The 19,106-nt window shown below is 42.6% G+C and carries 20 protein-coding genes; 1 reads left to right on the forward strand and 19 read right to left on the reverse strand.

Annotation, left to right across the window (positions count from 1 at the left end; translation table 11 throughout):
* Positions 1 to 75: 75 nt before the first annotated feature.
* The 12 genes from WJP93_RS02660 to fba form a co-directional block, all read right to left on the reverse strand.
* On the reverse strand, positions 76 to 1,014 hold the full coding sequence (locus WJP93_RS02660) for a DNA glycosylase (RefSeq protein WP_337546753.1): 939 nt from the start codon (positions 1,012 to 1,014) through the stop codon (positions 76 to 78).
* 276 nt (positions 1,015 to 1,290) lie between these two features.
* Positions 1,291 to 1,554 (reverse strand): 30S ribosomal protein S18, encoded by a 264-nt coding sequence (rpsR, locus tag WJP93_RS02665; RefSeq protein WP_066561531.1) that lies wholly within the window; start codon positions 1,552 to 1,554, stop codon positions 1,291 to 1,293.
* Positions 1,555 to 1,638: 84 nt separating this feature from the next.
* Positions 1,639 to 2,103, reverse strand: a complete 465-nt coding sequence (locus WJP93_RS02670; RefSeq protein ID WP_066561530.1) for a single-stranded DNA-binding protein — start codon at positions 2,101 to 2,103, stop codon at positions 1,639 to 1,641.
* A gap of 55 nt (positions 2,104 to 2,158) precedes the next feature.
* Positions 2,159 to 2,446: a 30S ribosomal protein S6 gene (gene rpsF / locus WJP93_RS02675; RefSeq protein WP_118612583.1), complete on the reverse strand. Its 288-nt coding sequence runs from the start codon at positions 2,444 to 2,446 to the stop codon at positions 2,159 to 2,161.
* Positions 2,447 to 2,735: 289 nt separating this feature from the next.
* Positions 2,736 to 2,924, reverse strand: a complete 189-nt coding sequence (locus WJP93_RS02680) for a DUF951 domain-containing protein (RefSeq protein WP_118612584.1) — start codon at positions 2,922 to 2,924, stop codon at positions 2,736 to 2,738.
* Positions 2,925 to 2,949: 25 nt separating this feature from the next.
* Positions 2,950 to 3,675 carry an NAD-dependent protein deacylase gene (locus WJP93_RS02685; protein WP_289045723.1) on the reverse strand — a complete coding sequence of 242 codons (726 nt, stop codon included), beginning with the start codon at positions 3,673 to 3,675 and terminating at the stop codon, positions 2,950 to 2,952.
* 27 nt (positions 3,676 to 3,702) lie between these two features.
* Positions 3,703 to 4,635 carry a S1 RNA-binding domain-containing protein gene (locus tag WJP93_RS02690; protein WP_308731512.1) on the reverse strand — a complete coding sequence of 311 codons (933 nt, stop codon included), beginning with the start codon at positions 4,633 to 4,635 and terminating at the stop codon, positions 3,703 to 3,705.
* Between the two features lie 31 nt (positions 4,636 to 4,666).
* The gene (locus WJP93_RS02695; RefSeq protein WP_337546757.1) at positions 4,667 to 7,537 is read right to left on the reverse strand and encodes a glycoside hydrolase family 3 C-terminal domain-containing protein; all 2,871 of its coding nucleotides are present in this window, start codon (positions 7,535 to 7,537) and stop codon (positions 4,667 to 4,669) included.
* 65 nt (positions 7,538 to 7,602) lie between these two features.
* Positions 7,603 to 7,986, reverse strand: a complete 384-nt coding sequence (locus WJP93_RS02700) for a BlaI/MecI/CopY family transcriptional regulator (protein WP_118612588.1) — start codon at positions 7,984 to 7,986, stop codon at positions 7,603 to 7,605.
* 32 nt (positions 7,987 to 8,018) lie between these two features.
* Positions 8,019 to 8,978: a hypothetical protein gene (locus WJP93_RS02705; protein WP_337546759.1), complete on the reverse strand. Its 960-nt coding sequence runs from the start codon at positions 8,976 to 8,978 to the stop codon at positions 8,019 to 8,021.
* Between the two features lie 162 nt (positions 8,979 to 9,140).
* Complete coding sequence (locus WJP93_RS02710) at positions 9,141 to 11,246, reverse strand: glutamine synthetase III (RefSeq protein ID WP_227101940.1); 2,106 nt, start codon at positions 11,244 to 11,246, stop codon at positions 9,141 to 9,143.
* A 321-nt stretch (positions 11,247 to 11,567) separates the two neighbouring features.
* Positions 11,568 to 12,431 (reverse strand): class II fructose-1,6-bisphosphate aldolase, encoded by an 864-nt coding sequence (gene fba / locus WJP93_RS02715; protein ID WP_066561515.1) that lies wholly within the window; start codon positions 12,429 to 12,431, stop codon positions 11,568 to 11,570.
* Between the two features lie 191 nt (positions 12,432 to 12,622).
* On the opposite strand from fba, the gene WJP93_RS02720 reads away from it, so the two are divergent.
* Positions 12,623 to 13,054 (forward strand): hypothetical protein, encoded by a 432-nt coding sequence (locus WJP93_RS02720; RefSeq protein ID WP_337546761.1) that lies wholly within the window; start codon positions 12,623 to 12,625, stop codon positions 13,052 to 13,054.
* A gap of 53 nt (positions 13,055 to 13,107) precedes the next feature.
* Here WJP93_RS02720 and WJP93_RS02725 read toward each other — a convergent pair whose 3' ends face one another.
* The 7 genes from WJP93_RS02725 to WJP93_RS02755 form a co-directional block, all read right to left on the reverse strand.
* The gene (locus WJP93_RS02725; RefSeq protein WP_337546763.1) at positions 13,108 to 13,563 is read right to left on the reverse strand and encodes a protease complex subunit PrcB family protein; all 456 of its coding nucleotides are present in this window, start codon (positions 13,561 to 13,563) and stop codon (positions 13,108 to 13,110) included.
* Positions 13,564 to 13,644: 81 nt separating this feature from the next.
* A complete protein-coding gene (locus WJP93_RS02730) occupies positions 13,645 to 14,181 on the reverse strand; it encodes a septum formation initiator family protein (RefSeq protein WP_118612593.1) in 537 nt (178 codons plus the stop codon).
* A gap of 186 nt (positions 14,182 to 14,367) precedes the next feature.
* Complete coding sequence (locus WJP93_RS02735; protein WP_227101938.1) at positions 14,368 to 15,168, reverse strand: amino acid ABC transporter ATP-binding protein; 801 nt, start codon at positions 15,166 to 15,168, stop codon at positions 14,368 to 14,370.
* 8 nt (positions 15,169 to 15,176) lie between these two features.
* Positions 15,177 to 15,827: an amino acid ABC transporter permease gene (locus tag WJP93_RS02740; protein WP_308731509.1), complete on the reverse strand. Its 651-nt coding sequence runs from the start codon at positions 15,825 to 15,827 to the stop codon at positions 15,177 to 15,179.
* A gap of 25 nt (positions 15,828 to 15,852) precedes the next feature.
* Complete coding sequence (locus tag WJP93_RS02745; RefSeq protein WP_337546767.1) at positions 15,853 to 16,869, reverse strand: amino acid ABC transporter substrate-binding protein; 1,017 nt, start codon at positions 16,867 to 16,869, stop codon at positions 15,853 to 15,855.
* A 185-nt stretch (positions 16,870 to 17,054) separates the two neighbouring features.
* Positions 17,055 to 17,675, reverse strand: a complete 621-nt coding sequence (locus tag WJP93_RS02750) for a V-type ATP synthase subunit D (protein ID WP_066557673.1) — start codon at positions 17,673 to 17,675, stop codon at positions 17,055 to 17,057.
* Positions 17,676 to 17,695: 20 nt separating this feature from the next.
* Complete coding sequence (locus WJP93_RS02755) at positions 17,696 to 19,105, reverse strand: V-type ATP synthase subunit B (protein WP_066557674.1); 1,410 nt, start codon at positions 19,103 to 19,105, stop codon at positions 17,696 to 17,698.
* Between the last annotated feature and the right edge of the window lies 1 nt (position 19,106).

Below are 19,106 nucleotides of genomic sequence, written 5' to 3' on the forward strand. Positions count from 1 at the left end.
TCGTATCATACCCCTTTTCATTAGCACTGTCAAGGTGAGAGTGCTAAATTTTGTGTGAAATAAATATGAATTATTCTATTTTTCCGACTGTTTACGTGCTTTTTTTGAATGATCTGTGGCCATTTTTCTTTCGTAATAAAACATATATTGCTGCATGACACCGGCAAATCCTTCGTATTTTTCTACTGGGAAACTTCCATTATAATAGGTTTTCTGGATTCGGTCAATCCATACATCTACCGGAAATGCACCTATACGATGATATCCAAACAACGCCACACAATTTGCAACCTTTTCACCAACGCCATAACATGAAAGAAGTGCTTTATGCAAGTCGTCATCACCAAGCATAGCCCATTTTTTTATGTCTAATTCCCCGGATGCTACCTTTTGGGCAGCTTCATACACATATTTTGCCCGATATCCCAAAGAAAGATCCTGCAGATCAGACAAGCTTAATCCTGCTAGCTGCGTTGGCGTTGGAAATGCAAAAAACTCATTTTCCTTATCTATACATGTTCCGCATGTCGTCGATAAGCTTTCCACTGCCTGACGTATTGCTGGAATATTTTTTCTTTGTGAAATTATAAAGGTGATTAGCATTTCCCATGGATCCTGGTTCAAAATACGGATACCTTTTCCATATGCAAATGCAGACTTTAGATAATTGTCATCCGCATCAATTGCCTTTTCATAACTGCGGTAATCAAAATCCAAATCAAAGTAATGACACCAGAACTGCTTGTATTCCTCTTTGCTGCAAAAGAATATCAGATGGACACCATTCTGGCAAACAAAAACTTTTTTATCTGCAGCCATGACTCGATACCATGCCATGCTTTCACAATTCTCCAAACCCTTGCTTTTGCAAAGCTTTTCCTGCTCCTGCAAAGAAAGTTTATAAATTCTGAAGCATTGTCCACTCTCCATGATCTGTTCAAGGTCAAAGCAATCTGCCTCAACATGAACACATTTTGATTCTATATACTCACATACATTTACATTCTCACTCATTGATACATTTCCTTTCTGCATGCGACTTTTCACATACAATACCATGATAAAGCAAATGCAAATATATGTCAATTGTGTTACAAACGAAGGGCACCGCCCCTGCATTTGTCTTTATCGATGAGCTGGATAGTTGCTCCTTCCAGTTCCTCTCCATCGGCGATATCTACCTTGCTGATCTTAACTGATGTGATTGTATCTTCTAAAAAAAGAGCGCACTTTCGTGCGCTCCTTTCAATAATCTAGTTATTACACCAGATTTTTTATTTTTATATCTGATTACTCTACTGTATATGGCATAAGTGCGATATGACGAGCTCTCTTGATAGCTACGGTCATTGCTCTCTGATGCTTTGCACAAGTTCCGGTAATTCTTCTCGGAAGGATCTTTCCTCTCTCGGAAACATACTTCTTTAACATTGCAACGTTCTTGTAATCGATAACGCCGTTGTTCTCTCCACAGAATACGCAAACCTTCTTTCTTCTGCGAGGTGCTCTTCTCTTCATGGAGGAATCAGTTTTTTCTGCCTTATTGTAAGCCATGTTCTTCTCTCCTTTTTGATTTTCAATCTATCAAGCGATTTTCGCTTTGATTATGGACGTTTTCTCCGTCTGTCTTTGACATCATTAGTTAAATGGAAGTCCTTCGTCTTCTACGCCGTCTGGGATGTTCATAAATCCGCTTGCAACTGCGCTTGCCGGCTCTGGTCTGGACTGAGACATTGCCGGTCTGTAACCGCCATTGTCTGAACCTGCACTTGCTGACTTGCTCTCTGCAAACTCCTGATCCTCAACAATCACATCTGTCGTATAAACTTTCTGGCCATCCTTATTGGTATAGCTGCCGGTCTGAATGCGTCCGGTAACCACTAGCTTTGTTCCCTGATGAAAATATTTCTCAGCAAACTCTGCTGAACGGTCAAATGCTACACACTGAATAAAGTCAGCTGTCTGCTCACCATTGGATGTATTTGCGCGTCCTCTGCGATCTACAGCCAGTGTATATCTTGCAATAGCCATCTGGCGTTCTCCCTGTGAGTAACGAACTTCTGGGTCTCGGGTAAGTCTTCCCATTAAAATAACTTTATTCATAGTTAATAACCATGCCCTTTCTAAAATGCTTAAGCCTGATGCCTAAGCGCCCTGCTTACGCTTCCTGCTTAACGCAAAGATATCTGACAACCGGTTCCATAATGCGGATGTGTCTCTCAACTTCACCTGGACACTCTGCATCACCATCAAACTGGATGAAGTAATAGTAAGCCTCTTTAGACTTCTGAATCTCATAAGCCAGTCTCTTCTTACCCCAATCATCAACGTTGGTAACAACGCCGTTGTAACGGGTGATGTAGCCCTGTACCTTCTCGATTGCTGCAGCTCTCTCTTCTTCCTCAAGCTTTGCACTTAATACAACTGCTAACTCGTACTTATTCATGTTTTCTACCTCCTTCTGGTCTCTGGCCCTCCACCTGCTGGAGAGCAAGGATATGATATTACATCACAGTTTTTAACTTTACCATATCTGCAAAGAAAATGCAAGCACTTTTTTATAAAAAAGTTCACGCGTTCAGATGTGTTCGTACAAATCCCATGCTTGCATGAGGATTGGACGAATCAGCTGAACGAAGTGAACGCACGTTAATGAACAAAACAAAGTTGCGAAGCAACGAAAGCACGTTAGTGCGGTTTTGTGAATGGGCGTTCCGTGAACTTTTCTTGGACTCTCATTCCGCCTTTTTAATACTTTTCGTGTTTTTCTCTACAAGCTTTCTCGGCACCATGATCTGGTGATCGCATCCACAGCAGCGAATACGAAAGTCTATTCCAACACGCAAAACTTCCCATTCCTTGCTTCCACATGGGTGCGGTTTTTTCATGATAATTCTATCTCCAACCTCAAAATCCATTTTCATACTCCTAAGACAGGCCTGTAAAAGCTTACTCTACTGCCTCTGAAAGTGCCTCTCCTATCTTTCTTTTTATAATCAAATCTGCCATGCCATCCCTCACTGTCGCTGCCATATTGATTAAAACAAGCTTGTTTCCCCGGTAATAATCAATCAGTCCTGCCGCTGGGTATACTGTCAGCGATGTTCCGCCTACAATTAGCATGTCAGCCTGACTAATATAGCGCACAGATTGCTCCAATGTCTTCTGATTTAGACTTTCCTCATACAAAACCACATCCGGTTTAATGATTCCGCCGCAGCTACACTTTGGCACTAACTCTTTCTTTTCCATAAGATCTTCCAGGCTATAGAATCTGCCGCAGTGCTCACAATAATTTCGAAGTACGCTTCCATGAAGCTCTAGCACTTCTCTGCTTCCTGCCTTTTGATGCAGACCATCAATGTTTTGTGTGATCACTGCCTTTAATTTTCCCTGCTGCTCCAGCCTTGCAAGCGCTTTGTGCGCTGCATTTGGCTGTGCATTTGGAAACAGCATTTTGTTTCGATAAAACCTAAAAAACTCCTCTGGCTTTTTTTTGTAAAAGCTGTGACTAAGAATTGTTTCAGGCGGATAGGCGTATTCCTGATTGTACAGACCGTCTGTGCTTCTAAAATCCGGGATATTGCTCTCGGTTGACACGCCTGCCCCTCCGAAAAATACAATGTTTTTGCTTGTCTTTATCCATTCTTTTAAAAGTTCCATCTCGTCTGCCATAAAATCATACCTTTCTTAAATCAGACCTTAATTTAACTTAAATCCCTTAAGCAGTGCGCCAAGACCAGTTGCTGCTGCACCGTTATCCTCGTACTCAGCTGGTCCTTCCTCCTCTACCTCACGGCTTGTAAGCTCAGCTGCCTCACGGATACTTAAGGAAATCTTATTGTTCTCGATCTTTATAATCTTTACCTTAACCTTATCGCCTTCCTTTAATACCTGACTTGGATGCTTTAATCTTCTGTCGCTGATCTGCGAAATATGAACCAGTCCTGTAATTCCATCACCAATATTTACAAATGCACCGTAATCCTTTAACTGTTCAACTGTTCCTTCCATAACAGTGCCAACTGTATACTTGTTGATCTTCTTGTTCTTTTCTTCCATAACCTTCGCCAAAAGAAGCTCCTTTGCAGACAGAACTACTCTCTTTGCTCCCTCATCCACTGATATTACCTGAACATCAAGCTCCTTATTTAAGTAATCTGCCGGCTCCTCTACATATTCTAATGCAAGCTTCGATGCCGGGATGAATCCGCGCACACCTTCTACATAAGCTACACATCCGCCATTTACAGCACCTGCCACCTTTACATGGTAAACCTTCTTTGTTTTCTGTGCTTCCTGCAGTTTATCCCATGCCAACTCCTCAGCTGCATCCTTGCAGGAAAGAAGCATATTTCCGGCACCATCATCTGTCTTTACAACTGTTGCAGTAAGTGTATCACCAACTGCGACATTTTCCAGTACATGATATGTTGGATCATCGCTTAACTCAGTCACTGGGATTCTGCCTGGTGCATAGTAATTAAAATCAATTGTCACATCCTGATCATTTACATCGATAACTGTTCCTGTCACGATATCACCTGGACGGATTCTGCGATAGGATGCCTCAAGTGCCTCCTTGTAATCCTCCATTGTTTCAGTTGTTCCCATAGTTGTATTCTTTTCTTCCATGATCTATTCTCCCTTATTATTTAATTCGTAATTATTCAAACCAGAAATAACTAATGCCCATAACACCCTTCATAGAAAGTTTCAATGTAATGATTTCATCCACATATCCCCAGACTGCCATTTCCTCAGAAAGGTTTATGCAAACCTCCTGAATCATGCCCTGCGTGTTTAGCGCAAACATCTGTGAATCTTTATCATTTATGGTAATTTTTAACTTACTGCCTTCTATCGCATAAAGCTTCAAATGAAGCTCGCTGCCAAGGCTGTCATTATCACCCATTGTGTACTCCATCATCGCTTCCTGCGCCTTATTGCTGATGCAGACAACTTGAACACCCTCTCGTTTTGAGATTCTCACATTTCTGCACTCATCATAAAGCCAGGCTCCTGTAATATTGGCAAAATCACGACGAATACGAATATCACCCTCAAGGCAGACAATAGCCTGCGCTGGACGCTTAGTGCCATCACTTTCTATTATCTGTGCCTGTGTATCTGCATCCTCTCCTATCCAGATTCGATATCCACCATCGGAAAGCATCATGCTTTCTGTAATCACATCATAGATCATCAGCTCTCTAAATGGAATTTTAATTGTCACTTCCTTAGATTCATTTGCATGGAGCATAACAAATGCAAAACCGACAAGCTTTTTATCTGGTCGTGTAAGTGACGCTTCCTCCTTTGCCGCATAAATTTGGATAACCTTTGCACCATCACAATTTCCAGTATTTCGCACACGAAGCACAGCCTTAAGCTGCTCCTTTTCCTGCTCCACTGCGAAAATATCATATACAAACGAGGTATAGGACAATCCATATCCAAACGGATATTGTTTTTTGCCTCTATAATATTGATAAGTCTGGCGCGTGCGAATAATATCACATTCATTTTTTGCCGGAAGATCTTCAAATGATGAATACCATGTCATATTCAGTCTTCCTGACGGATTATATGAGCCAGACATAACATCTGCAATAGCTCTTCCCAGTTCCTGACAGCCAGACGGCGTAAAGAGAATGGCTTTTGCTTCCTGTAACGGCATCAGATCGTGCGGATAGTTGCTTACAACAACGACGATCACCTGCTCATTCACCTTTTTCACAGCTTCAAACAATGCTATCTGAGCACTTGGAAGTCCATACTTCTCCCTGTCCTGTCCTATCTGACCATTGATCACTGGATTTGTTCCAAGTACAATAACTACTTTATCAGCCTCTGATGCTAAAGTCACTGCACGAGCCGTACCATCCCAAGTCTGCTCAATTCCAAATAATGCACGATTTTCGCCTGGCCAGCCAATGCCAACCTGCTCATCTGTTGCTGCACGAAGCATACCCTCGCTGTCCCAATACACATCACGTCCACGCCATGTTGTCAGGCGAAAACGTCCATCTGACAGCATCTCCACACAAAAGCATTCTTTTACATGACGCCCAAATGCCTCACTGCGGTTTGCAAATAACTTTCCATTCTCATCTACGCTTGTCAGATAGCATCCTGTCGATGCCGCCTGCAGATTCATTTTTCCCTGTCCCCAGTCAGTTATAACAAATTCCTCAGCCTCTGAGCGCGAACCCAGCGCCAGTCGTCCTTCTTGCGTCAGACAGACAAACCTCTCTCCACAACGAAGACAAAGACGCTTTTTTCCATCTGTGTAAGTCACACAATCTTCACCAAATGCATCTCTTATTCCTTCATACGGTGAAATACGATATGGCGGGATACCTCCATTCCAATCCTTAAACCATTCATTTGCCAATGGTCCTATTACTGCAATTTTTTCGTTTTCTTTTGGAGAAATAGGCAATATCTGTTCTTCATTTTTCAAAAGTACAATTGCCTCTCGTCCAGCCTGACGTGACAAATCAGCATGATCACTGCCGCCTAAAAGTGATTCATCTGGATTTGCAAATGGATCATCTTCTTTTTTATTAAACATACCAAGACGAATCCTTGTCGCAAAGCTGCGGCGCACCGCCTGATTAATGTCCTGCATTGAAAGAAGATTTCTGTCGTAGGCACCGCGCACCGCTGCTTCCACAAACTCAGGCTCATCAGCAAAACAATCCACGCCTGCCTTTATTGCAAGAGCTGCTGTATTTTCCCTGTCAGAAAAACGCTCATCCTGACACAGTTCTTCTAGCGAACATTCATTTCCAACGATATGACCGCTAAAACGCCACTCTTTACGAAGTACCTCCTGTAAATGATCGCCCAAAAGTGCTGGTGTGCCATTGATTGCATTACTTGCTGTCATAACGCCTTCCGCACCGCCTTCTATGATGCACCTGCGATACGGCTCCAAATAATATTCATAAAAGCTGCGCGGATCAATTGATACACGAAGTGGCCGATCTTCTGAATTATAACCGGTAAAATATTTAAGCGTAGCTGCTGTTTTTATATAGTTAGGATTATCACCACGCATCCCCTTTATATAAGCAGATGCCATTTGACCACCCAAATGGGGATCTTCGCCAAATCCTTCTTCTGTCCTTCCAAAACGGGGATCACGCTCTGGCTCCGCCATCGGTGCCCAACGACATAGACCGCCATGTTCACCCTCTCGATAATAGAGGATTCGTGCCTCATCTCCAACGGCTGCCCCCATTTTTTCCATAAGCTTAGTATCCCAAGTCTGACTCATACCAAACGGCTGTGGAAATGTCGTTGTCGGCTTCGGTGCTCCCCAGTTTACGCTTCGATCATGCTTTGCTTCCACACCATGAGCAGCTTCTTCACCCAGATAAGTACTTCGGATTCCAAGACGCGCCACTTCTGGTGTAAGCGTCGAAAACATCCTGCATTTTTCATCCAGATTCAGTGCCTCAAGCAGCCAGTCTAACCGTTCATTGATGTCAAGCGAGGCATCCCACAATGGTGTATTCTGGTTTTCCATAATTCTTCAGATCCTTTCACCTCAATAAATGAGAAAGATGCCGCAGGGAACTCTGCAGCATCTTCTTACTTCTTTTCAAGCTCCTTTATCGCAGCTACAACCTCAGCTGCATTCTTCTTTGAAATTCCTTTAGCCAAGCATGCATACTGCACCAGTTCTTCGAGAGATCCGTCAAACCAGAAATTCATGAATTGCTTTACCTGTGCTTCCAAAAACTTCTTATCATTGATTGCTGAAGAATAGTAGAACACACGTCCTTCTCTTCTTCCATTTACATAACCTTTTTCAATCAAATGTGCAATAAATGTACATACCGTTGAACGTTTCCAGTCCTTCTGGTATTTCTTTTCAAGTTCATCCATGATGCCAACCAGACCAATTTCATTATCAGCTTCCTGAATACATCGATAAACTAGCATTTCACAATCCGTAATATCCGAAAACAGCATAACTTCTCCCTCTCTTTCTCCTAATTTGTTGCTTAATGCAAGCTAAACTTCATAAGAAGCACAAAAACAAGAGCAAAACCAGCTAAAAACAAGAGCGCCTTAATTTTTCCAACTTCACCGCCTACGTAGAACAAAATACCAAATACGATAATCGCCACCACACATGCAAGCAGCAGGTACGCACCTGCAAATGTAACAATAATAGGTGAAATTACTGCACTAAGACCTATCATAAGCAATAATCCAAGATTTCCAGTAGCAAGTGTCAAATGCATTGATACTGGTTTTTGTGTGTTCATCCAGTACTTTCTTGCTACACGCACATACTCTGGAAGTACAAGGCCTACGCCGATCACAGCAACACCAAGCACACCCTGCTCTATGTTCAGCGCATGGGTAAGCGCTGCCGTATTATTCATAAGAAGAACACCGCCAAGACCTGCCAGTGCAAGTCCCACAAGCGTAAACACAATTGCCGGAACAAAATCCGTATCAGGACGGCGCTGAAGCTTACGGTTTTTTCCCATAAAATAAGGAAGCATCCACACAGTAAACGCTACTGCAAGAACACAAAGAAAAAGACCCATTCCCCTAGAGATCGTGCTTGCTGGATGACCTTTACTCCAGGTGTAGTTAGTACAAACAATCAGAAGCACAACGCAAACAAGAAGAAGCACAAGATCGCGAAGTGCATTGCCTGCGAGACGGTACGTTCCAGTGATTCCAAGCATTCCATAGATCAAAAGAAGCTGCAGTACACCAGCTGTCAGCGCTGCTGTAAATACCATGTTCCCAAGACCTAATACACCACCTGAGATTGCTATGCTTAAAAATGGCATCAAGCTAAGTGCAAACCAGGAAAAAATTCGCTCCTGCGCATCGGATGTCGGTCCTTTTCTCATAATAGAAATTCCGCCTCCATTGACTAGCTTTGTACTAAATAACAGTAGAACATATCCTAATACCAATAATAAAATATTCGTTATCCCCATAGAAATAACCACGCCTTTCTGTACACATATATACTTATTCTACCTTTATCTACTATTGATTGTCAAGTAAAAAAGATAGCTGTCCGAAGAATTTTCGGACAGCTATGCATTCTTTTATATTTTATTAAGTATTCAGAAGCGCATTTACAATCACTTTTGTTTTTAGATTTCAAACAGAAGATCGCCATATGTTGGCATCGGCCATACCTTGCGCTCTACTAATACCTCAAGCTTATCAACTGGTGCACGTAGCTCATCCATTGCTTCCTTTACAACATCCTTATAATAGAATGCCTGCTCTTTTCCTTCCATAGCAACAGCCTTTGCGTGAACATCACTTAACTTCTTTAATGCCTTATATGTTTCACCAAGAAGCTCGGCAATCTCATGAAGCATACCCTCCTGAGTGGAGATGTTTGCTGCTGCGTATGCAGACTTAATAGTATTTACAGATGCAGCCAGATTGTTCTCATACTTGATAACAGCCGGAATGATCTTCTTTGTTACCATATCAATCATTGTACCTGCTTCAATATTTAAAGTCTTGCTGTATGTCTCATAGAAGACTTCTGCACGAGCCTCAAGCTCTCTCTTTGTTAAGATGTGGAACTTCTCATACATCTCTACTGTCGTTGGCTCTGTAACAGACTTGATGGAGTCAACCCATGTCTTTACATTTGGAAGACCACGTCTTTCGGCCTCTGCAACCCACTCGTCAGTATATCCGTTTCCGTTAAAGTAGATATCCTTGTTCTCACGGATAAACTCTGCAGTCACTTCGCGAACAGCAACATCTGTGTGCTTACCTTCTCTAAGCTTTGCCTCAATTGCATCTGCTGCATCAGAGAATGCTTCTGCCATCATTGCATTTAATACAATGTTTGGCTCTGCAACGTTGCAGGATGAAGCAACCATTCTAAACTCGAAACGGTTTCCGGTAAATGCAAATGGTGATGTACGGTTACGGTCGGTCGGATCCTTATCAACAGCCGGGCACTCCTTTACACCAAGATCAAGCATTCCAGCTGGAATAGATGAATCTGCATATCCCTTCTCGATAATCTGATCAACTACACCACCAATCTGATCACCTAAGAAGATAGAAATAATTGCTGGCGGTGCCTCATTTGCACCCAAACGATGATCATTTCCTGGGTTAGAAGCAGCGGTACGAAGAAGAAGTGCATGCTTTTTCACTGCCTTCATAACGCAGCCAACAACTAACTGGAAGCGAGTATCAGTCTCTGGCTTCTTGCTTGGCTTAAACAGATTAATACCATCATCTGTGGAAAGAGACCAGTTGTTGTGCTTACCAGAACCATTTACGCCTGCAAATGGCTTCTCATGAAGCAAACATACAAGACCGTGACGTGTTGCAACCTTCTTTAAGGTATCCATTAAAAGCAGGTTGCTGTCTGCTGCAACGTTTGTCACAGAGAAAATCGGAGCAACCTCATGCTGTCCTGGCGCAACCTCGTTATGCTGTGTCTTTGCAGTGATACCAAATCTCCACAGCTCTTCGTTTAGCTCCTTCATAAAGGAACCAACACGCTCCGGAATTACACCAAAATACTGATCATCGAGCTCCTGTCCCTTTGGAGCCGGTGCGCCAAACAGTGTACGACCTGTAAATACAAGGTCATCTCTCTGTAAATATTTATCTCTGTCTACAATGAAATACTCCTGCTCAGGTCCAACACCTGCAGTCACCTTTGTAGATGTAGTGTTTCCTAACAGACGAAGAAGTCTGACACCCTGCTCACTTACTGCGTCCATAGAACGAAGAAGCGGTGTCTTTGCATCAAGTGCTTCACCTGTGTATGAGCAGAATGCTGCCGGGATACAAAGAATGGTTCCAATTGCATCCTCCTTTACGTAAATCGGTGAAGTCATATCCCATGAAGTGTAAGATCTTGCGCGAGAGGTATCACGAATACCACCTGACGGGAAGGATGAACCATCTGGCTCGGACTCACACAATTCTTTTCCGGTAAAATCCATCATGACCTTACCATCTTCATCTGGAAGCGAAACGAAGGAGTCATGCTTCTCTGCAGTAAGCATTGTCAGTGGTTCAAATACATGTGTAAAATGTGTTGCACCTTTCTCAATTGCCCAGTCTCTTACTGCCTGTGCAACGATGTCTGCAGATCCCTTATCCAGCTTGCACGCCTTCACTTCATTATAAACCTTCTTCGGAAGACGAGCCTTCATCTCAGCATCTGTAAAAACATTGTTGTTAAATAACTCTGTAATTCTGCCGCTCATGTTTTCAACCCTCTCATTCTATACTGATATAACGCTCTGTCTGCTGCCTTTTCTTCTGTTAAGCTATTCTGCAGAGCCACCTGACTGAACTGATATATTATCGACCACTTTACTATGATAAAGTAAAAGAAAGAGCGCCCTTATCAACTAAGATAAGAACGCCCTTGTTCCAGTCAGGTCGTGATTGTCTGTTTCAATCACTGATGACAATAAAATACACCTTTTCATTCAGAAAAGCAAGTGTTTTTCCAGAATCGTTTCACTTTTGTGAAATGTTCCTCTTTTTCACGCTAAACCTGAACGATAATTGTCTTATTTGTTTCAAGCCTTACCTACAGAACCGAACAGCTCCATCTTTTCCTTAACGGTAGCCTTGATTGCCTCAGCACCTGGTGCTAACAGCTTTCTTGGGTCAAAGCCCTTACCCTTCTGATCCTTGCCAGCCTCGATATACTCACGAGTAGCTGCTGCGAAGGACAACTGGCACTCTGTGTTTACATTGATCTTGGAAACGCCCAGAGAGATTGCCTTCTTAATCATGTCAGCCGGGATACCTGTACCACCGTGAAGAACAAGCGGCATATCGCCAACCTTCTCGCTTACTGCTGCCAGTGTCTCAAAGCTTAATCCCTTCCAGTTAGCCGGATATACACCGTGAATGTTTCCGATACCTGCTGCCAGCATGGTTACACCAAGATCAGCAATTTTCTTGCACTCTTCTGGATCTGCACACTCGCCCATACCTACAACGCCATCTTCCTCGCCGCCGATAGAACCAACTTCTGCCTCAAGAGACATTCCCATGCCCTTGCATACAGCAACAAGCTCCTTGGTCTTCTCGATATTCTCTTCGATCGGCAGATGAGAACCATCAAACATGATGGAGGAGAAACCAGCCTTGATGCACTTATAGCATCCTTCATAGGTTCCATGATCCAGATGCAGAGCAACCGGAACAGTGATGTTCATTTCCTCAATCATAGCCTTTACCATAGCTGCTACTGTACCGAAACCAGTCATATACTTACCAGCACCCTCGGAAACACCAAGGATAACCGGGCTCTGCAGTTCCTGTGCGGTTGCAAGGATTGCCTTGGTCCACTCCAGGTTATTGATATTGAACTGGCCTACTGCATACTTGCCGGCCTTTGCTTTCTTAAGCATCTCTTCAGCTGTTACTAACATTGAAGTACCTCCTTTAATTGCTTGTGTGATTATTTTTTCACAATCTTCTGTAAGTATAGCATCTTCGCCGATAGATTTCAACTGGATAGTTACAAAAATTTAATGATTTCCTGTTTGCAGCACTTATTGACTTTTATACATAGGCACGGTATCATTTTAATTAAAAATAATATTCGCAGAAAGGCAATGATATGAAATTCAGCATGAAAAAGGATTCTCCTTTTCGCAACAACATTTTTCCGTGGCTTATCTACGGCTTTGGCACAGGCTTCTATATCAGCCTATTACTTGTAAAGATGATTAAGCGTCCAGAACTGCTTTCCCCATGGATCACCATTTTACTTGCGGCTGCCGGCATAGTGCTTGGTGCAGTCTACATGATGTATTTAAAAAAGAAAGTGACAAACCGCCGTCCATACCTTTCTTTAAAACAGGGTATGATCATCGTGTGGGTCGTAGGTCTTTTATGTATTCTTTTGACTCAGATTTCCCACTGGACCTATTGGCTCTGTATTTTCCTGTCAGGAATGAGTGTCGGTTACTTCTTTATTTATATTCCTAAATTCATTGAGATCAAAAATTACCTGACGGATTTGATGAAAGACTATGAAACAGAAAAGTAATGCTTCAGTAAATTTTTCAAAGCGGCATAAGTCATAAGCACCGTTTTTATAATTTACTGGAACAGTACTGGCTCTGACCTATATTCGATTTTAATGACCGCGTATGGATAACTGATATTCGCAGGTTCTTCTCCTTCCGGACCAAGCAATACACTTGTGACAACAATATTCTCTTTTGTCAGATACACGTCTGGAAACTGAATACTGTATCCGCCGGTCAGCTGTTTTCCATAACCAACCACTATGTAGAGTTCATCCTGATCAGCATAGGTCAGTTTGAACTCTCCTGTTTTTTTCTGATCAATGATTGTCTTTAATTCTTCTGGAATCTCATCATCATCCACTACTGTAAAATCAATCTCCTGCAGACGTTCTTCCTTTTTTGATGTACAGCCAAAAGACAGGCAAAAAAGAGCACACAGGCAGATACTAATGACTCGGCAAATCAAGTGATACTGATTTCGATATTGATTTCTTTTGTTGTTCATTCTTAAATTAGCAGCAGACATAAAAAGCCTCCATAAATATGATATCTATCTCATATTTATGGAGGTTTTTCTTAAATATGCCAATCAACGCATTATTCATTCTTAATTGCTCGGAATCTCTTCGCCCTGCTTTACATAACTGCCTGGATTTCTCTTATATGTAACAGTCTGTCCCTTTTCTGGATACATCATGCCTAGCTCGTTGACTGCGTAATCGTAAATACGCTCATAATCAACTGACCCTTCAATTTCACTGCTTTTAGCGTTATTGTCCTCAACAAGGGAAGCATATGTTTTTTGCAATGACGCAAGCTTTGTATTGCTTTGGTTTAACTTTGCCTGCTGACCTACGTAAAAAATACATGCAAATAAAAGCACAGCACACAAAACACCGACTACTGATGCCTCAGCAAAGGTCAGTGCATTTGCTCTTCTTCTGCGCTCTTCAAATTCCTTCTGTACTGCACGTTTGTGAATCTGTTTTTCCCAGCGTTTCTGACGCTCCTGCTGACGCTCAAGCTGTTCCTGCTGGTAGCGATCCAGATAAGGAACTGCCTTGCGCACGGTATTATCGCCGGACACTGCTGTATTAAATTGTCTTTTAAAACTTGGCCAGATTATATTGTCTTTTGGCTCCATGGCGTCCTCATCTCTTCCTGTATATTTCTCGTTCTCACAGTCGTTTCACCGCCATTTCAAGCCGCAGCCCCACGCCATGATCACAAAATTAGTCCATCTTATACGATAAACTATTGTACTCCATAAACGTGAGCTTGTCAATGAAAAGATTACGAAATCCATTCGCCTTCGGGCTTTGCTGTAAAATTAAGCACTAACCTTCCCGATAAACTCTCTTACGCGGGCATTTTCAGATGAAAACAGTTCATCTGGCGTTCCTTCTTCCACGATCACTCCCTGTTCCATAAAGACGATGTGATCGGAAACTTCTTTTGCAAACTGCATCTCATGTGTGACAATAATCATTGTCATATGATTTTGAGCTAACTGGCGGATGACCTTTAACACCTCTGCTGTCAGCTCTGGGTCTAGCGCAGAAGTTGGTTCATCAAAGAAAAGAATCTTTGGCTGCAATGCAAGTGCTCGTGCTATTGAAACTCGCTGCTGCTGACCGCCGGAAAGCTGGCATGGATAGGCATTTTCTTTATCAGAAAGCCCTAGCTGCGCAAGAAGCTTTTTGGCCCGCTCTTTTGCTTCATTTTTACTCACATGATTCACACATACAGGCGCATCGATGATGTTTTTCATAACAGAGTAATGCGGAAAAAGATTAAAGCTTTGGAAAACAAGACCGAAATAAGATCGAATCTGCTTAAGCTTATCCTTTGGCGCATAGACGCAGCGCTTTTGCCCTTTTTTATCATCCTGCTCCCACGCTGCCTTTTCGCCAAGATAAATCAGCTCTCCTGCATCCATCTTTTCAAGAAGCGTTGCACAGCGAAGCAATGTAGACTTTCCAGAACCGGACGGTCCTATAATGGAAACCACCTGACCTTCTCTCACTTTCAGAGAAATATCTTTTAAAACACCACTTTTGTCAAAGCTCTTTTTTACATGCTTCATCTCCAGAAGGACTGTGCCTTCCGCTTTATTATTTTGAACTGCCATATTTTTACCTACCTATAATACGAAAGCCGTTTTTCGATATACTCCATCACTGTTGCCACAATCAGGTTAAATACATAATAGAAAATACCTGCTGCCAAAAGCGGCATTACGCTTGTCTGTGCTGCACCAATTTGCTTGGCGACAGTGAACATCTCTGCAATTGAAATCGTAAATGCAAGCGATGTATCCTTAACAAGTGTAATAGTCTCATTTGTGATGGATGGAAGCACTAGTTTAATTACCTGCGGCAGAATAATGCGAATGAAAGTCTGCGCTTTGTTGTAACCAAGCACCTGTGCTGCCTCGTACTGTCCATTTGGCATGGATTCTATACCAGAACGATAAATTTCTGCAAAATATGCTGCATAATTGATAACAAACGCGATTATAACTGCCGGAAAACGGTAGCTAGGTCCCATCTTCATACGAAACATATAATATGGTGCAAAATATACTACGATAATCTGCAGCATCAACGGTGTTCCTCTCATAACAGAGATGTAAAGCTTTGCAATCAGCTTTATTATTTTGCATCTGGACATGCGCCCAAATGCCACCAACATGCCAAGCGGCAGAGAAAATAAAAGCGTAAGCACAAATATTTGGACAGTCACAAGAAAGCCTTCCGCAAGCTGTGCTGTCATTGCCATTATATCCATAGTCGTTGCCTTTCCAGCTTATGTATTATTTTCCGAGGCAAACACTGTCTGTAAGTCCCCACTTTTCTGCAATCTCTGCAAAGGTTCCATCCTTTACCATCTCATCAAGTGTATCCTGAACTGTATCGCGAAGCTCTTCATTTCCTTTTTTGAAGCCAACTGCATACTGCTCAGATGCTAACTTATTGTCATCACCTGAAAGCATTACATAAGCGCCCTCTTCTCTTTTATCAATCTGATACTGTGCAACACCGATATCAATAGCAACAGCCTCAACTGCTCCCTGCTCAAGATCCATAAATGCTGTATTATAATCAGCATACTCAATAAGCTGTGAGAATGAATCTCTAAGCGCAATATTGTCCTTATTTTCTTCGTCATTAAGTGCTGCCAGTGCGGAAGAATCCTTCTGAACAGCCACTACCTTTCCTGCTAAATCTGATTTATTTTCAATTCCTGAATCTGCTGCAACAACAAATACCTGACTGTTATCAATATATGGATCAGACCATGTATAATCATCCTCGCGGCCATTCATAGTGAATCCATTCCAGATACAATCAATTGCACCAGTGGACAGCTCCATATCCTTAGAATCCCAGTCAATTGGCTGCTTTACTAACTCCCAGCCCTGTCTGTCACAAACCTCTGCCGCTAAATCAAGATCAAAACCAACATACTCTCCGCTCTCATCGCGATATCCATACGGTGGAAACTCTGCATCAAATCCTACTGTAAAGGTCTTCTGATCAGAGGTGGATTCACTCTCTGCCTCATCTGATTTTGCCTTTTCTGTATCTGCTTCATCTGCCTTAGAAGATGCTTCCTTAGTCTTTTCTTCTGTAGATACAGCCTCAGTATCCTTCTCTGTCTCTTTTTCTGTTGCTTTTTCTGTTGCTTTTTCTGTTTCTTTTTGAGTTTCCTTTGATACCTCAGCAGTTGCCTTTGTCGTCTCCTTTGACTCACTCTTTGAACTAGAACATCCTGTTACTGTCATTGCTGCCATTCCTACAGCAAGTGCTGCTGCCACGATTTTTCTCATAATAATAATCTCCTTTTCTTGGCCGCAGAATGCTGCAGCTACTTTACTATGCTAATGTATTAGCACTGTGTTATAGTAGCATATAGAATTTATTTTGTCAATCACCTGAAAGCCACCCGGGACAGTAAAAGAGCCACCGCCTGTCAAAAAAAACCCCGGCAGCCAAACACTGCCGGGGTTTTAATTTAAGATATTCTCTCTTTAATTACCTTTAGTCTCGTGAACTCCTCACGCTCCTTCTCTTCAAGCGCATTTGTAATGTTCTTTACAATTGCTTCGTAGGTCGGAATCGTGATATTCTTTAACGCATTTGCACGCTTCTGCGTCTTTTTAATGTTTGTTGCCAGACGGATCGCTGACGTCTCTATCGTGGAAAGCTTAATGGTTAGCTCTTTAACACGATTGAATGCCTTTTGCGCCTCATCCAGGCTGACTCTGGTGCTGTAGAACGCATAATTCGGCGTTCCTTCGCTAGCCTCTTTATCATACTCCACAAGCGGAATTTCAGTACCCATGATGCTTCGCGTCTTGATCTTTACAGTGTTTTCCACTGGAACTGTCTTCGCGATGTCCTGCACCATATGAATACCCATCTCGATATTGGCCTGCTGCAGCGCTTCATATGCTGCACGGAAAGTCGTATCAATTTCAGTCTGAATGGTGGACGCCTGATCCACAAGATCCATCATTTCTCGCACCAGGATGTTTCTCTTTTTGTCCATCAGGTCATAACCCTGTCTGGCAAGCGCTAACGAGTTCTTGGCTGCGATCAGATTTCCCTTTGTAGGGAACATATTAATATTCATAGCGCCTTCCTCTCTACAGCTTATGCCTGCTTCTTGTCACTGTCTGTATCTGCATCCTTCTTATCGTAATAAACATCAAGAATCTTAGTGTCAATACGGTCGAGTTCTTCTCTCGGCAGCATACGAAGCAGATCCCAGCCAATTTCAAGCGTATCAATGATGCTTCTGTTTTCCTGATCACCCTGTCCTACAAAATGACCCTCAAATGCCTTACCAAATTCCAGATACTTCTTGTCAAGATCAGAAAGCTCATCCTCACCGATAACACTTGCTAAATTTCTGGCATCTCCTACCTTTGCATAGCAGGAGAACAGCTGGTTTGCAACAGACTGGTGATCTGCTCTTGTATAGCCCTCACCGATACCATCCTTCATCAAACGTGACAGAGACGGCAATACGCTGATCGGCGGGTAAATATTGTTTCCAAAAAGGCTTCTGTCAAGAACAATCTGACCCTCTGTGATATAACCTGTCAAGTCTGGGATTGGGTGGGTAATATCATCGTTTGGCATAGTCAGAATCGGAATCTGTGTAACTGAACCATTGATTCCGCGCACAATACCAGCACGCTCATAGATAGTAGCAAGCTCAGAATACAGATAACCCGGATAACCTTTACGAGAAGGAATCTCGCCCTTTGAAGAGGAAACCTCACGAAGAGCCTCTGCAAAGGAAGTCATATCTGTTAAAATAACAAGGATATGCATATGCTGCTCAAAAGCCAGATACTCTGCTGCTGTCAGCGCCATACGAGGTGTGATCAGACGCTCTACAACAGGATCATTTGCTAAGTTTACAAACATAGTAACATGTTCACTTACGCCGCTCTCCTCAAATGTTTTGCGGAAGAACTCAGCAACATCATACTTAACACCCATAGCAGCAAATACGATAGCAAACTTTTCATCGGAATTATCACCAAGTGATGCCTGCTTTACAATCTGTGCTGCCAGCTTATCATGCGGCATACCATTTCCAGAGAAGATCGGCAGCTTCTGTCCACGAATCAGCGTGGTCAGTCCATCGATTGCAGAGATACCTGTACGAATATAGTTACGCGGATACTCTCTCGTTACTGGGTTTAACGGCAGTCCGTTTACATCACGCTTAATTTCGGCGTTGACAGGACCCAGTCCATCAATTGGACGTCCGATACCATCAAAGGTACGACCCAAAATATCTGGTGAAAGCGCTAACTCCATTGGATGACCGGTCAGGCGGGTATGAGTGTTAGTCAAAGACATGTTCTCAGAACCCTCAAATACCTGAATCATCGCCTTATCCTCATAGCAGGCAACGATACGGCCAAGCTTTTTTTGCTTTCCATCTACTACAATTTCAACAACTTCATCATATGCGGCATCCTTCATGCCCTCAATGGCAATCAGAGAACCGTTGATCTGACTTAAACCTAAATATTCAATAGCCATA

The sequence above is a fragment of the Anthropogastromicrobium sp. genome (assembly GCF_037349415.1).
Classification (GTDB): Bacteria; Bacillota; Clostridia; order Lachnospirales; family Lachnospiraceae; genus Anthropogastromicrobium; species Anthropogastromicrobium aceti.